Source organism: Amycolatopsis sp. NPDC033938, assembly GCF_055575975.1.
Genome location: NZ_JBVIRO010000038.1, coordinates 1 through 13,936, shown reverse-complemented (window position 1 = coordinate 13,936; position 13,936 = coordinate 1). Strand labels below are relative to the sequence as shown.

Below are 13,936 nucleotides of genomic sequence, written 5' to 3'. Positions count from 1 at the left end.
GTTTGAGGGTTTGGCTTCAGCACCTCCCTCGCTACCAGGAGCCCACCCTTATGCCAACACGACACACCACAGGTTTAGGAACAGGCTCTTAGAACACGAATCGCCACTCACGACCACCCCGACCGACGCCTCACCCGCGCGCCTCAAGCGGGGAAGTCGAGTACGCACTCTCCGACGCCCACCTCGGCGGGCCAGTCGAGTTTGAGGGCGCGGTCGACGCGGTCGCCGGCGTCGACCGGGACGGCGTGCGCGGCCAGCCCCATCGCGCGGGCGACGAGGTAGAGCGTCTGCTGCAGCGCTCCGACATGCGCCAGGGTGGTGGCGTACGCGCCACCGCCGAGCACCGACGCCATTCGCGGCATCCGCGCGGTCACCGAGATCAGCGCCGAGGGCCGCCGATGGTTGCCACCGGCGATCATCGCCATGTCGAGCATCGCGTCGAGGTCGGCCTCGTCGTCGTTGACCAGGGTGAGCCGGTGGTCGAGCGGATCGTAGTGATAGATCCCGCGATCCAGCCCCGAGCAACGGTTCACCGAAACGTACAGCTCGAGTTCGTACAGACAGGCCACGCTGAAGTACGGCCGCTGCGAGGCGTCGTGGACAGGCACACCGGCGCCGTGTCCATTAGGGAGATGCGCGGGCCCGATCGACCTGATCCGCGCGCCACGGAACAGCAATTCGCCGATCTGTTCGGCCGACAGCACGCTCTCGGTGAACTCGGGGCAGGTGTGATCGTGCTCCAGCAACGTGGTCAGCGTCGGATCGGTCTCCGCGCGGGCGGCCAGATCCGGCCGGTAGAGGGCGTAGACCGGCCCCTCGCCCGTGGCGGCCTTGACCACCGGCGGATTCCCGAGCCCCGGCAGCTCGGCCGGGCCCCCTGGTCTCCAGGTCCGGCTCGTGGTGTGGAACGACAGCTCGTCCGGGGACCACAGGCTCAGTTCGGGATCGTCGTCCTCGGCGAACCGGCCGTGCTCCCCGGCGAGCTGGACCACACCCGCGGCGACCAGATAGGACACGATCGCGCCGACCACCCCGGTTTCGATCCCCGTCGTGGACACGATCTCCCCCACCGACTTCGCCGTCGCCAGCGTCGCCGCGACGTGCACCGCCCACGGCTGGTACAGCACGACCCGGTAGCGCGCGGACGGCGACTCCAGCCCCATCCCGGAGGCGTCGGAGCGCAGGGAACAGAAGCGGGACAACCGGATCGGGCGCGAGGGCGGGATCTCCTCCGTGCCGAACACCGGCGCCAGCGCGACCGGGATCACCGACAGCAGCGGGCCCCGGCCGTCGGCGAGCCCCAGCGAGTGCACCACGGAACCGCCGAGTTCCTTGAGTACCTGCCGCAGCGCGTCGGCGCCCTCGGCCGTCCAGCTCAGCTCGCCTTCGAGGTCGGGCTCCCGCTCGACCGGCTCCCACGAGGACGTCACGTTCGCCAGCGAGACCGGCCCCAAGGCCATCCGCCGCAACGACTCCCGGACCAGCGGCCCGGGGTGGTCGAAGTCGAACTCCCCCCACCGGGTGACGACCACCAGGGAGCCGTCCTCACCGATCTCGACAAGGCTGTCGTCAGTGAGCGACCACAAGGGGATCGTTTCGGCCACACCGCCGGGGGGATCTGTCCTCAACTGTTGCTCCAGCCGGATTACAAGAACATGGGGAAGGGATTCAATCTGTCGTACGGGGTCGGTTCGGCGATCCTGCCCAGCCGCACCGGCACGTCGAAAAGCCGTCCCGGGGCGAAGCGGCTCCAGAAGGGCCGCAACCCCGGAACGACGACCCGGACCACGGGAAGGTCGATGTCGGGCCTGGTCTGATCGAGCACCAGCGTCTCCATCCCCAGCGCGGCGAGCTTGCGTACCAGCGATTCCACGTCGTCCCGCACGTCCGGCCGCCGGACGAACTTGAAGTCCGCGGCCCGTTTCGCCGACCGGCCGGGCGCCGGCAGCAGATACGGCTGGTTCGCGACCGTAGCGTGCCGGAGCCACTTCGCCGCGTCGGGATCGTCGAGTTCGACGTCGTTCGCGAGCACCGCCGGGATCATTTGGTTGAGCTCGCTGACCGCCCTCCGCAGCGCGGTCCTGGGATCCAGGTGGGCGCCGAAACCCATCATGACGTTCTCGCGCGGCCCGGCGATACTCCTGGACAGCGCGACCATCACCGGCACACCGAGATCCGCGGTCAAATCGAGGACCCACAGTTCCCGGCCTGCCCGCGCGTACTGGCCGACCATCTCCTCCGCCCACGGGTCGTCGAACGAGGTGATGTCGACGCCGGGCACGGGAAGCCTGTTGTACCACCACATCGCGACGGCGTCACGTTCGACGAGTTCGAGCAGTCCCTGCAGGATCGCGTCCTCGATACTGCTGCCCGCCGCGCAGCCGTTGGAGTCGGCGCGCATCCCGCCGATCCCGCATTCCGGCGGCACACCGTAGTAGAGGTACGCCGTCGGCATCAGCTTCCGGCGCTGCTGGGACAGCGACCACGTCGGCGTCCAGTCGACGGCGGACTCGTCGTCGAACCGTTCGGGTACGTGCTGGAAGATCGCGTGCTTGGTGTTCCAGTCGTCGCGGGTGTCGTACTGACGCTCGTCGAAGAGCATGCACGAGTTCGGGTGGACGGCGTCCTCGCCGAGCGCGCGGAAGGTGTCGCGGATCCGCAGTTCGTCGCCCTGGTAGTTCGCCGAGAACCGTTCGATCGCTTCGCACAGCGCGCCGACCTCGGCGTCGAGCGGGCTCGCGCCCTTACCGCCGTTGTCCCCGCGCAGCCCGGCCTGCAGTCCCGCCTCACCGCGCACGCGGCGGGCGACGTTGAGCCCGGACCGGTAGGCGTTCACGAACGCCGGCGCCCTCGGGTCGCGGGCGATCTCCTTGATGATGCCGGTGACCGGGCTGACCACGTGGCCGTAGCGGTCGAGCACCTCGACCGGGGTGAGCGTCCGGTGCCCGCCACCGCCCGAGGTCGCCTTCTTCGCCTCGCGCAGCACGACCGGTTCGGCCGTCCGCGCCGCGACGATCCCTTCGTCACCGCATTCCGGGCACTGCGGACGCCGCCGCAGCTCGTGCAACCGCCCTTGCAGATCGAGGGTGTCCAGGATCCACACCGCCTGTTGCCCCGGATAACGGTGTCCGGCAAGCCATTTGGACGCTTCGAGGGAGATCAGGTGTGACGCGGCCGCGGTCAGCGGCGGCACGGCCGGCATCGGGAACGACGCCGGGCCGTCGTGCCCGAGGACCTCCTGCACACAGGCCTCCGCGTGCCGGTGCCCCCACAGCCGGTTGGTCAGGCAGTGCCAGCAACCCGAGCGGCCCGGCTGCATGATCGGGCCGATCCACACCTGCGAACCCGACGGCCGGGCCAGCAGCCACGGCCTGCCGGTGCGGCGGTGCTCCGCGTCGATCTCGGCCAGCCTCGGGTCGAGGTAGTCGTCGCACAGCACGATGGCCAGTTCGGAGGCCGTCGTGACCACCTCGATCCCACTCGCCTCGAGCGCGCTCTCCACCTGGGAGGTGTCGACGCCGCGGCCGATCGTGGTCAGGCTCGCCGTCGCCGGCTTCTGCCGCCCGGCCACCGCGGACGCGTCGAGCCCGCACGCGTCCCAGTACGCGAGCGCGCGCTCGTCGCCGCTGACCTCCTCCGGGACGTGGACGGTGACCAGGCCCGCCTCGACCAGCCGGGCCAGTACGCCGGTGACCTGTTCGGCGTTCATCCCCTCCGGGCAGGCGGAGAGGAGTCCGTCGAGGTCACGGGTGCCGTCGAGCAGCGCCGCCACCGAGGCGACCTGCGCGCCGCGCATCGCGATGACGCCCTGTTCCGAGAACAGATAGGCACCGTTGCCCTCGCTGATCTCCGCACGCAGGTGACGTTTGAACCCCAGACCGCCGCTGATCGTGCCCGGTGTGGAAGATGCCTCGCGCATGAGAACCCCCAGGGTCTGTCCGATACCCGAATCCTGGTGGGCGGGGCCGGGTAGCGGCCAGTGCTCGATTCACACCTCCGGTATGAAAAACCCATGTTTTCCCAGGACGCACGCACGCGAGACCTGGTGGACGGCTCACTGGCCCGGTGACCCGCCGCTCTGTCACTGTCGACGTACTCCGAAAATCGGGACACGACGCGTATCGAGCTGGAGGGCGCTTGCGATGTACGCCGGATCAGAAGTATCGGACACGCCCCACGGCTCGGCATCCCACCCGAATCCGGACCTGTCCGCAAGCCCCGTCCGCTTCACCCTGCTCGGCCCGCTCGAACTGGTGCGGGACGGGATCGACTACGCGCCGACGACGCCGAAGCTGCTGCAGGTGCTCGCCATGCTGGTGATGAGCCCGGGGAAGATCGTGCACATCGACACGATCGTGCAGGAACTGTGGGCCAACGACCCACCGCGCAGCGTCCGCACCACCATGCACACCTACATCTACCAGCTGCGCCGCTGCATCGACGAGAACGACCTCGCTCCGTACGGCGAGGCCATGCTGGCGACGAAACCGCCGGGTTACGTGTTCCGGATCGCCCCGGAGCAGGTGGACGTCTTCGAGTTCCAGGCACTGCAGAAGAAGGGCCGGGAGCTGCAGCTGCGCGGTGAGCACACCGAAGCGGCGAAGGCCTTCCGGTCGGCACTCGACCTGTGGTCCGGGCCTCCGCTCGCGAACGTCCACTGTGGACCGGTCCTGTCGGCGTACGCGGTCGACCTCGTCGAACAGCGGCGCAGCACCCTGCACCTCCGCATCGAGGCGGATATCGCGGCCGGGATGCGACACGAGCTGATCGGCGAACTACGCTCGCTGGTGAGCGCGAACCCGCTCGACGAAGCCCTGCACGGGCAGCTGATCCGCGTGCTCGGCCGCAGCGGACGGCGATCCGACGCCCTCGCGACCTACCGCCAGGTGCGGGCGAGGCTCAACAATGAACTCGGCGTCGAACCCTGCGACGAACTGCAGGTCCTGCAGCACGGCCTGCTTTCCGAGGGTGAACCCGCGTGAACGGCGGAAACCCACTCCCGAAACGGAACGAAAGTGAGGATCGGCGGATGAGCGGTCGTACCTATGGACAGTTCTGCGGTCTCGCCCGCGCGCTGGAGATCATCGGCGAACGCTGGTCGCTGCTGATCGTCCGTGACCTCGTCCTCGGCCCGAAGCGGTTCACCGAACTGCAGGCGGGCCTGCCCAAGATCCCGGCGAGCACCCTGTCCGCCCGGCTCAACGAACTCGAGCAGTCCGGGGTGCTCCGCCGACGGCTGCTCCCGCAGCTCGACGCCGCGGTGGTCTACGAACTGACCGAGTACGGCGGCGAACTCGACCAGATCGTGCTGGACCTCGGCCTCTGGGGAGCGCGTTCGCTCGGGCGGCCCGATCCCGAGGACGTCTTCACCCTGGACTCGGCGATCCTCTCGCTGTACACGACCTTCCAGAGCGAGAAGGCCAAGGGCATCCACGCCACCTACGAACTGCACTACCCGGGCGGGATGGTCCTGCACGCGATCATCGAAGACGGCGCGCTCAAGGTCGCGGACGGCGCGCATCCCGGCGCCGACGCGACGATCGAACCGCTCGGCCCGTTCATCACGGATCTGCTGAGCGGCGAGCTGTCCCCCGCCGACGCGCTGCGGACGGGCAAGGTCCGCGTCGATGGTGCCCCGGAGTACCTGGAGCTGTTCACCGAACTGTTCCACATTCCGGCCGCGCCGAAGGTGTCGACCGGAATCGTCGTGCGCTGAACGGCCTAATCCGCAGGTCGTTGCGCAATTCAGAGTAACGGAAACCGTCGATGCGGCAGATATCGTCGGTATCCGTCACCGGTCGGTCTTTTCTCCCAAGGAGCCCTTCATGGCCGCACTCGATTCCGCACGTCCAGGCCTGCTGGCGTCGCTCAACGGGAAATACCACCGCCCGGCGCTCGCCGTCTTCGCGGTGATCGTCGTGGCCCACTGGGCGGAACATCTCGTGCAGGCGTTCCAGATCTACGCCCTCGGCTGGAAGACCTCGGACGCCCGCGGCGTGCTCGGCATCCCGTTCCCCAAACTGATCAGTTCCGAATGGCTGCACTACGGCTACGCCATCGTCATGCTGATCGCGTTGTTCGCACTGCGGAAGGGCTTCGCCGGCCGTTCGCGGCAGTGGTGGAATCTGGCGCTCGGCCTGCAGTTCTGGCACCACATCGAGCATCTGCTCCTGCTGGTACAGGCGCAGACCGGCTGGCGGCTCGGCGGCGGCACCGCGCCGAGCAGCATCATCCAGCTGTTCATCCCCCGGGTGGAACTGCACCTGTTCTACAACACGATCGTCACCATCCCGATGGTCATCGCGATGATCGTGCACCGGAAGGCCTCCGCCGCCGAGCAGGAGCTGACCGGCTGCACGTGCTCGCCCGAAAGCCGGCGTGAGCTGGCGACCACGGCGTCGTGACCAGGAGGCTCTTCGCACTCCTCGCCCTCGTGACGGCGTGGTTCGGGGTCGCGGTGCTCGCCGCGGCCCCGGCCTCCGCCCACGTCGAGCTCCTCTCCGCCGACCCCGCCGACGGCGCCCGGCTCACCTCGGCGCCCGCACAGGTCTCTCTCACGCTCTCGGAGAACATCGGCATCCAGCCGAACTCGATCAAGGTCGTCGACGTCCACGGCACGAACGTCGTCACCGGACCGGTGTTCCAGCCGGGTGACGTCGCCGAACAGGTCGCAGTCAAGCTGAAGCCCGCCCTCCCCGAAGGCAGCTACCTCGTTGAGTACGCCTTCGTCTCGACCGACTCGCATCCGGTGCGCGGCACGATCGCGTTCGTCGTCGGCACCGGCCCCCTGATCACCTCGGCGGGCGCGGTCTCCGCCTCGACCGGCACGGATCCGGTGACCGACACGCTGTTCACGACGTTCCGCTGGGCCTCGTTCGGCGGTGTCGCGTTACTCGGCGGGCTGGTGTTCGTCCTGGTCTGCCGTCCGGGCGGCCGGTCAGACCCGGCGGCGCGGAAGCTGATCACCGTCGGTGCCGGGCTCTCGGCCGTCACGGCCGTGGCCGGGTTCCTGCTGCAAGGCCCGTACGTCGCGGGGCGTGGGGTGGACGCCGTCTTCGACCCGGCTCTGCTCGAGGCCACGCTGCGGGTGGCGTACGGGAAGTTGCTGCTCCTGCGCCTGGCCGCGATCGTCGCCCTCGCCGTGCTCGTGCGCCGGCTGCTGGCGGCCGACCTGCCGGAACGGCTGCGGTCGCGCTACGAGAACCTCGGCATCGCGGCCGGGTTCCTCGTGCTGCTCAGCTTCTCCGCGACCGGCCACGCGGTGGCCGACAAGATCATGTTCCTCTCGGTCAGCGCCGACCTCGCGCATTTCGGCGCGATGGCCGTCTGGGTCGGCGGGCTGATCCAGCTGGCCGTGCTCCTGCGCGGCAGGTATCCGGCGGAGGAGGCCGAGCCGGCGCTGGCGCGGTTCCATCCGATCGCGACCGCTTCGATCGTGATCATGGTGGTCACCGGCGCGTACCTGGGCTTCCGGCTCGTCCCGTCGGTCGAGGCGCTCTGGACGTCGTCGTACGGCGTCGTCTTCCTGCTGAAGCTCACCGGATTCGCCGCGTTGCTGCTGGTCGCGAACGTGAGCCGCACCGCGGTACGCCGCGGGATCTCCGGCCGCGGCGGCACCGGCGTCGTGACCGCCGACCTGCGGCGGCTGCGGATCAGTGTGGGGGCCGAGGTGCTGATCGTGGCCGTGGTGCTCGCGCTGGCCGCCGCGCTGTCGTCGATGTCCCCGACCGCCTGATCAGCGCTCGGTAGCTTCGGGGGGCGGCGCGAACGGTCCCCAGGTGAAGGCCCGGAGCCACGGCTCGGGATCGCCCAGCCAGGCCAAAGCGGCGATCTGGGCCGGGCTCCGGCGTCCGGCGAGCGACCGGTACAGATCCGCGGGCGGTGCCGAGAGCACCGCGCCCACCGGTTCGGTGCCGGCGATCCAGGTCGCGCCCTCGGTCTCGATCCGCAATCCGGGCAGGCCATGCCTGGTCAGCGAGGCACCGAGCCCGCCGACGAGCACTTCGAAGGAACGGAGCCAGGCCGGGTGCGCCTCGGGTGACGGAGCGCCGAGCGCGTAGCGGAGGTCGAGTTCGTGGGTGAAGGCGTCCATCACCATGATGTCGCCGCGGCTCTTTCCTTCGCCGTCCGCGGCGAGAAGGGTGTCGGCCTCGGGTCCGCGTTCGCTCCAGAGCCGCAGCAACGCGGCGACCGCCGCCGTCTCCGGAACCGGGCACGGCTCACCGCCGAACCGGGTGATCACCCGGTCGCAGATTTCCGTCAGATGCGCCAGCAGGTCGCGCACCGTCCACTGTGGACAAGCCGGGACGGCACGCTCACCCACGCCCGCGTTGTCGGTGAGCAAGATCGCGATGTTCTCTCTGACCTGCCGATACCCTTCGGCCGCGGTCGCCGTATTCCAGCCAGGGACCCGAATTCGGCTACTCGTCACGCGGCCACCTCCTGCGGGGAAAGCGATGATCGACCATTCTCCCACCGCTTCGGGGAGCACCCTTCTCACCGCTTGCGCGGACCGTTCGGCGCAGAGATCACCCACCCGTGGCGCAGGTCGTGATCGCATCAGGCACACTGGAGGAGAGAAAGCCCTGTGCGGCAAAGGCCCTGTGCACCAAGGGAAACGCCCACCGGTGACGGATCGCCCACTGTGGAGGTGACTAATGGAGCTGCCCGGCTTCGATCTGGCTTGGCGTGGTTTCAATCGCGCTCAGGTCCGGGAATTCGTTCGCGAGGTGGAAACCGAACTACGACGAGTGGCCGCGGAACGCGACGAAGCGATCCGCCGAGGGGAGGCACTCGCCGCGAAGCTCACCGCCACGCAAGAGGAAAACCGTGAACTGAAAGCGACCGTCGACCGGATCAGCCGGGTGCCGATCGCGCCGGACGCGCTTCAGGAGCGCTCGCGCCGCATGCTCGAACTCACCCGCGAAGAAGCCGAAGACATCACAGCGCGCGCCACTGAGGAAGCCGCCAAGGCCGAGGCGGAGCGGAAGAGGATCACCGAAGACTTCGAGCGCGCCATGACGTTGCGCCGGGCCGAAGCCATGCGCACGCTCGCCGCACAGGACGAAGCCGCGCAAGCACGGGCACGAAAACTCCTCGACGACGCCGCCGAAGAGGGCGAGCGCCTCGTCGCCGAAGCGCGGCAGAAGGCCGACGTGGCCCTCCGCCTGCGCGACGACGTGCTGAAGCAGCTGACCGGCTGCCGTGAACTGCTCGCGGAGGCCGGCACGGTGTTGACGATCACCGACGAACCGAAGCCGGAAGTGCCCGTTCAGCGCCGGAGCAGGTCAGAGGCCCGCACCGGCGCCGAAGCGGCCGCGACCTAGGCGGGGTCGCCAGAGGAAAAGACCACCGGCCGGATCTCCATCGCGTTGACGTGCGCGTCCGGGATCTGACCGGCGATTTCGATCGCGCGCTCCTTGCTTTCGCATTCGACCAGGTAGAAGCCCGCGAGGTACTCCTTCGACTCCGCGTACGGACCGTCGGTGACCACCGGGGCGCCGTCACGCACCCGGACCACGGTGCTCTCCTTCGGCTCCGCCAGCGCCTGCGTCCCGAGCAGTTCGCCGCTCTCGGTCAGCTTCTTCATGAAAGGGTCGATGCGGGCGACCACCTCGTTGCGCTCCTCCTCGGGCAGGGCGTCCCACGCGGTGGGGTTCATCGTGATCATGATCATGTACTTCATCGCTGTTCCTCCTGGTCATCCGGCCGATGCCCGGCCACTCACACAGGAGTCGGAGCCGCCGGATCGTCCTCGACATCCTGGCATCCACGAATTTCGCCGTCCCGGGGTGGATACATGGGGAGGGTATGATCGGCGACGGCCGGGGAACGACGAGAGAACGGGTGCGAGATGACGGGCTACGGCAGCGAGCGAGAGGCCTATCTCAAGCGCCTGCGCCGGATCGAGGGGCAGATCCGCGGTTTGCAGCGGATGGTCGAAGAGGACAAGTACTGCATCGACATCCTCACGCAGGTGTCCGCGGCCACCAAGGCACTGCAGTCGTTCTCCCTCGAACTGCTGGACGAGCACCTCGCCACCTGCGTGGTCCAGGCCGCCGCCGCGGGCGGCGACGAGGCCGACCTCAAGGTCCGGGAAGCCTCCGACGCCATCGCCCGGCTCGTCCGATCCTGATCACGAGCCGCCGGCGAACCTTCGCAGCCGCAGGCTGTTGGTGACCACGAAGACCGAGGAGAACGCCATCGCGGCCCCGGCGATCATGGGGTTGAGCAGGCCGAGCGCGGCCAGCGGCAACGCGGCGACGTTGTAGGCGAACGCCCAGAACAGGTTGCCCTTGATCGTGGCGAGCGTCCGGCGCGAGAGCCGGATGGCGTCGACGGCGGCGCGCAGGTCGCCCCGCACGAGCGTCAGATCCCCGGCCTCGATCGCGGCGTCCGTCCCGGTCCCCATGGACAGGCCGAGGTCGGCCCGCGCGAGCGCGGCCGCGTCGTTCACGCCGTCGCCGACCATGGCGACCACCCGGCCTTCGGCTTGCAGCCGTTTGACGACGTCGACCTTGTCGGCGGGCAGGACCTCGGCGATGACCTCGTCGATTCCCACCTCGGCCGCGACCGCTTTCGCGGAACCGGCGTTGTCCCCGGTCAGCAGGACCGGCCGGAGCCCGAGTGCCCGAAGTTCCGCGACGGCCTTCGCGGACGTCGGCTTGACCGTGTCGGCCACGACGAGCACACCTCGCGCCTCACCGTCCCACGCGACGACGACGGCGGTCGCGCCGCGTTCCTCGGCGGCCGTCTTGGCCAGGGAAAACTCCTCGCCGAGGGTGCTGTCGTGGTGTTCGAGAAGTGCGGTGCGGCCGGCCAGGACGGTCTTGCCCTCGACCACGCCGACGACACCCAGGCCCTCGACGTTGCGGAAATCTTCGACCGTCGGCAGGTCACCGAGCCGTTCTTCGGCGGCCGCGACGATCGCGCGGGCGATCGGATGCTCGGAAGCGTGCTCGACCGCCGCGGCGAGCCGGAGGACCTCGGTCTCCTCGGCACCCTCCTCGGCACCATGGACGCCGGTGAGACTCATCTTCCCGGCGGTCACCGTGCCGGTCTTGTCCAGGACGACGGTGTCGACCTTCCGAGTGGATTCGAGCACCTCCGGACCCTTGATGAGGATGCCCAGTTGCGCGCCGCGGCCGGTGCCGACCAGCAACGCCGTCGGCGTGGCCAGGCCCAGCGCGCACGGGCAGGCGATGATCAGGACCGCGACGGCGGCGGTGAAGGCGGCGTCCGCCCCGCTGCCTGCCCCGAGCCAGAAGCCGAGCGTGCCGACCGCGAGCGCGATCACCACCGGGACGAAGACCGCCGATACCCGGTCCGCGAGCCGCTGGACCTGCGCTTTGCCGTTCTGCGCGTCCTCGACGAGCCGCGCCATCTGTGCGAGCCGGGTGTCGGCGCCGATCCGGGTGGCGCGGACGACGAGCCTGCCGCCCACGTCGACCGTGCCGCCGACGACGGCGTCGCCGACGGTCACCTCGACCGGGACGGCCTCACCCGTCAGCATGCTCAGGTCGACCGCGGATCCGCCGTCGATCACGAGACCGTCGGTGGCGATCTTCTCGCCAGGCCGCACGACGAACTCGTCCCCGACCTTGAGTTCGCCGATCGGGACGCGACGCTCGACGCCGCCTTCGAGGACGGCGACGTCCTTCGCCCCGAGTTCGAGCAGCGCGCGCAGAGCGGCACCGGAGCGGCGTTTCGAGCGAGCCTCGAAGTAGCGCCCGGCCAGGAGGAACGTGGTCACCCCGGCGGCGACCTCGAGGTAGAGGTTGCCCGCGCCGGACCCGCGTTCCATGGTCAGCTCGAAGCCGTGCCGCATGCCGGGTGTCCCGGCGGTGCCGAACAGCAGCGCGTACAGCGACCAGAGCGTGGCGGCCGCGACGCCGAGTGAGATCAGGGTGTCCATGGTGGCGGCGCCGTGGCGGAAGTTCGTCCAAGCCGGCCGATGGAACGGCCACGCGCCCCAGGTGACGACAGGGGCGGCCAGGGCGAGTGAGATCCACTGCCAGTAAGTGAACTGCCAGGCCGGGACCATCGCCAGCACGATCACCGGGACGGCGAGGGCCGCGGAGACGAGGAGCCGTGTCCGAAGCCCGTCTGCCTGCTCCGCGTCCTCGTCCTGGTGGGGCGGCTCGGCCGTATAACCCGCGGACTCGACGACACCGACAAGGTCGTCCACCGAGACCGCGGCCGGGAAATCGACCTGCGCCTTCTCGGTGGCGTAATTGACCGTCGCGGAAACGCCGTCGACCTTGTTCAGCTTGCGTTCGACGCGGGCGGCACAGGACGCGCAGGTCATCCCGCCGATGGCCAGTTCGACGCGCTGGGTCGTCACGGCGTGCCTCCCGGATGGTGCCCGCCGTGCTCACTGGTCGGCGGCGGCGGGACCGGCGCCTCGTCCAGCGGCCCCACGGCGGAGCCGATCGCCCAGGCGACGACGAACACCGCGACCAGAGCCGCGGCGAACGCCGACACCTTGACGGGGGTACTCACGAGACGAGCTGGTAACCGGCCTCGGTCACGGCGGCGTCGACGGCCTGGACGTCGAGCGGCGCCTCGCTGGTGACGGTGACCTTGCCGCCGGCCACATCCACGTTCACGGCGCTGACGCCGTCGATCCCGCTGACCTCCTCGGTGACCGAGGCGGCGCAGTGCCCGCAGGACATGCCCTTGACGGTGTAGGTGGTTTCGGCCATCGGTACGAACTCCTCTACAGGACAAACGAAGCGATCACTGCATTTATACCCCATGGGGGTAGGGGTGTGCCTGATGGGGGCGGGCACACTGCGGCGATGAGGAAGATCTCCGCGATCGGCATCGGCGCCGGCGACCCGGCACACCTGACCGTCCAAGCCGTCGAGCGGCTGAACGAGACCGACGTCTTCTTCGTCCTCGACAAAGGTTCGGAGAAGCAGGACCTGGTGGGCCTTCGCCAGGAGATCCTCGACCGGTTCGTCGAGCGGCCCGGCTACCGCGTCGTGCGGGCGCAGGACCCCGAACGCGACCGTACTCCTGATGACTACCGGAAGGCCGTCGCGGACTGGCACCGGCTGCGCACCGACGTCTACGAGGAGATGATCCGCACACTGGGCCCCGACGAACGGGGAGCGTTCCTCGCGTGGGGTGACCCGGCGCTCTACGACTCGACGCTGACGCTGCTGGACGCGGTGCTCGCGCGGGGGAACGTCGAGTTCGAGTACGAGGTCGTCCCGGGGGTCAGCAGCGTGGCCGCGCTGACGGCCCGGCACCGGACCACGATGAACCAGATCGGCCGACCGGTGCAGATCACGACCGGCCGCCGTCTCGAAGCCGGCTGGCCCGCGGACGTGGACGACGTCTTCGTGATGCTGGACGCCCAGTGCACGTTCTCGCGATTCGTGGACGAGGGACTGGAGATCTACTGGGGTGCCTACCTCGGGACGCCCGACGAACTCCTGCTGTCCGGCCCGCTCACCGCCGCTCTCGCTTCGGAAATCCGCTCCACACGCTCCGCGGCCCGGGAACGGAAGGGCTGGATCATGGACATCTACCACCTGCGGCGCCCCACCAGCTCCTGACCAACCCCGTACCTCACGTGCTCAGCCGGGTATCTCGTGTGATCGGCCGGGTATCTCGTGTGATCGGCCGGAGAACTCGCGTGATGGGCTGGAGATCATCGTGTTCTCCGTCTGATCACGCGTGTTCTCCGTCTGATCACGCGTGTTCTCCGTCTGATCACGCGTGTTCTCCGTCTGATCACGGGTGTGGTGGGGTCCGGGTATGAGGAAAGGGTCCAGGTCCTGGGAGAACTCGTAGTTCTCGACCAGGTCCTGGACCCTTGTCCCTTTTCCTTCTTTAATGTTAGTCCGGCGGTGTCCTACTCTCCCACAACCCTTCGGTTGCAGTACCATCGGCGCTGTCAGGCTTAGCTTCCGGGTTCGGAATGGGA

General features: G+C 69.0%; 14 protein-coding genes and 1 rRNA gene. 7 read left to right on the top strand and 8 right to left on the bottom strand.

What is annotated here, in order from left to right:
- Positions 1–143: 143 nt before the first annotated feature.
- Positions 144–1,604: a SagB/ThcOx family dehydrogenase gene (locus tag ACZ5ZX_RS41440; RefSeq protein ID WP_465507489.1), complete on the bottom strand. Its 1,461-nt coding sequence runs from the start codon at positions 1,602–1,604 to the stop codon at positions 144–146.
- A 41-nt stretch (positions 1,605–1,645) separates the two neighbouring features.
- Positions 1,646–3,919 carry a TOMM precursor leader peptide-binding protein gene (locus ACZ5ZX_RS41435; RefSeq protein ID WP_465507486.1) on the bottom strand — a complete coding sequence of 758 codons (2,274 nt, stop codon included), beginning with the start codon at positions 3,917–3,919 and terminating at the stop codon, positions 1,646–1,648.
- Positions 3,920–4,142: 223 nt separating this feature from the next.
- On the opposite strand from ACZ5ZX_RS41435, the gene ACZ5ZX_RS41430 reads away from it, so the two are divergent.
- The 4 genes from ACZ5ZX_RS41430 to ACZ5ZX_RS41415 all read left to right on the top strand — a co-directional run bounded on the left by ACZ5ZX_RS41430 (position 4,143) and on the right by ACZ5ZX_RS41415 (position 7,735).
- On the top strand, positions 4,143–4,982 hold the full coding sequence (locus tag ACZ5ZX_RS41430; RefSeq protein WP_465507485.1) for an AfsR/SARP family transcriptional regulator: 840 nt from the start codon (positions 4,143–4,145) through the stop codon (positions 4,980–4,982).
- 47 nt (positions 4,983–5,029) lie between these two features.
- Positions 5,030–5,716: a winged helix-turn-helix transcriptional regulator gene (locus tag ACZ5ZX_RS41425; protein ID WP_465507484.1), complete on the top strand. Its 687-nt coding sequence runs from the start codon at positions 5,030–5,032 to the stop codon at positions 5,714–5,716.
- A gap of 109 nt (positions 5,717–5,825) precedes the next feature.
- Positions 5,826–6,404 (top strand): hypothetical protein, encoded by a 579-nt coding sequence (locus ACZ5ZX_RS41420; protein WP_465507483.1) that lies wholly within the window; start codon positions 5,826–5,828, stop codon positions 6,402–6,404.
- Positions 6,401–7,735 (top strand): copper resistance CopC/CopD family protein, encoded by a 1,335-nt coding sequence (locus ACZ5ZX_RS41415; RefSeq protein ID WP_465507482.1) that lies wholly within the window; start codon positions 6,401–6,403, stop codon positions 7,733–7,735. The genes ACZ5ZX_RS41420 and ACZ5ZX_RS41415 overlap by 4 nt, the downstream gene beginning before the upstream one ends.
- Here the strand turns inward: ACZ5ZX_RS41415 and ACZ5ZX_RS41410 are convergent, their stop codons facing one another.
- Positions 7,736–8,344: a maleylpyruvate isomerase mycothiol-dependent enzyme family protein gene (locus ACZ5ZX_RS41410; protein WP_465507488.1), complete on the bottom strand. Its 609-nt coding sequence runs from the start codon at positions 8,342–8,344 to the stop codon at positions 7,736–7,738. It abuts the gene before it with no gap.
- 313 nt (positions 8,345–8,657) lie between these two features.
- Here ACZ5ZX_RS41410 and ACZ5ZX_RS41405 point away from each other — a divergent pair, with 313 nt between their 5' ends.
- Positions 8,658–9,326, top strand: a complete 669-nt coding sequence (locus ACZ5ZX_RS41405) for a M protein (RefSeq protein ID WP_465507481.1) — start codon at positions 8,658–8,660, stop codon at positions 9,324–9,326.
- Here ACZ5ZX_RS41405 and ACZ5ZX_RS41400 read toward each other — a convergent pair.
- Positions 9,323–9,685, bottom strand: coding sequence for a YciI family protein (locus ACZ5ZX_RS41400; RefSeq protein ID WP_465507480.1), 363 nt, complete (start codon positions 9,683–9,685; stop codon positions 9,323–9,325). The two genes, ACZ5ZX_RS41405 and ACZ5ZX_RS41400, sit on opposite strands and share 4 nt — an antisense overlap.
- 168 nt (positions 9,686–9,853) lie before the next feature.
- Between ACZ5ZX_RS41400 and ACZ5ZX_RS41395 the strand changes: the two genes are divergently transcribed.
- Positions 9,854–10,135 carry a metal-sensitive transcriptional regulator gene (locus ACZ5ZX_RS41395; protein ID WP_465507479.1) on the top strand — a complete coding sequence of 94 codons (282 nt, stop codon included), beginning with the start codon at positions 9,854–9,856 and terminating at the stop codon, positions 10,133–10,135.
- Here ACZ5ZX_RS41395 and ACZ5ZX_RS41390 read toward each other — a convergent pair whose 3' ends face one another.
- From ACZ5ZX_RS41390 to ACZ5ZX_RS41380, 3 genes are read right to left on the bottom strand one after another with little or no spacing between them, the layout of a single operon-like run.
- Positions 10,136–12,307 (bottom strand): heavy metal translocating P-type ATPase, encoded by a 2,172-nt coding sequence (locus ACZ5ZX_RS41390; RefSeq protein ID WP_465507487.1) that lies wholly within the window; start codon positions 12,305–12,307, stop codon positions 10,136–10,138. It abuts the gene before it with no gap.
- Positions 12,308–12,339: 32 nt separating this feature from the next.
- A complete protein-coding gene (locus tag ACZ5ZX_RS41385; protein WP_465507478.1) occupies positions 12,340–12,501 on the bottom strand; it encodes a hypothetical protein in 162 nt (53 codons plus the stop codon).
- Positions 12,498–12,704: a heavy-metal-associated domain-containing protein gene (locus ACZ5ZX_RS41380; RefSeq protein ID WP_465507477.1), complete on the bottom strand. Its 207-nt coding sequence runs from the start codon at positions 12,702–12,704 to the stop codon at positions 12,498–12,500. Before ACZ5ZX_RS41380 ends, ACZ5ZX_RS41385 begins: the two co-directional genes overlap by 4 nt.
- A 96-nt stretch (positions 12,705–12,800) precedes the next feature.
- Between ACZ5ZX_RS41380 and cobF the strand changes: the two genes are divergently transcribed.
- On the top strand, positions 12,801–13,565 hold the full coding sequence (cobF, locus tag ACZ5ZX_RS41375) for a precorrin-6A synthase (deacetylating) (RefSeq protein WP_465507476.1): 765 nt from the start codon (positions 12,801–12,803) through the stop codon (positions 13,563–13,565).
- A gap of 286 nt (positions 13,566–13,851) precedes the next feature.
- Here the strand turns inward: cobF and rrf are convergent.
- Positions 13,852–13,936: ribosomal RNA gene (gene rrf / locus ACZ5ZX_RS41370) — 5S ribosomal RNA — on the bottom strand; the annotation flags it as partial.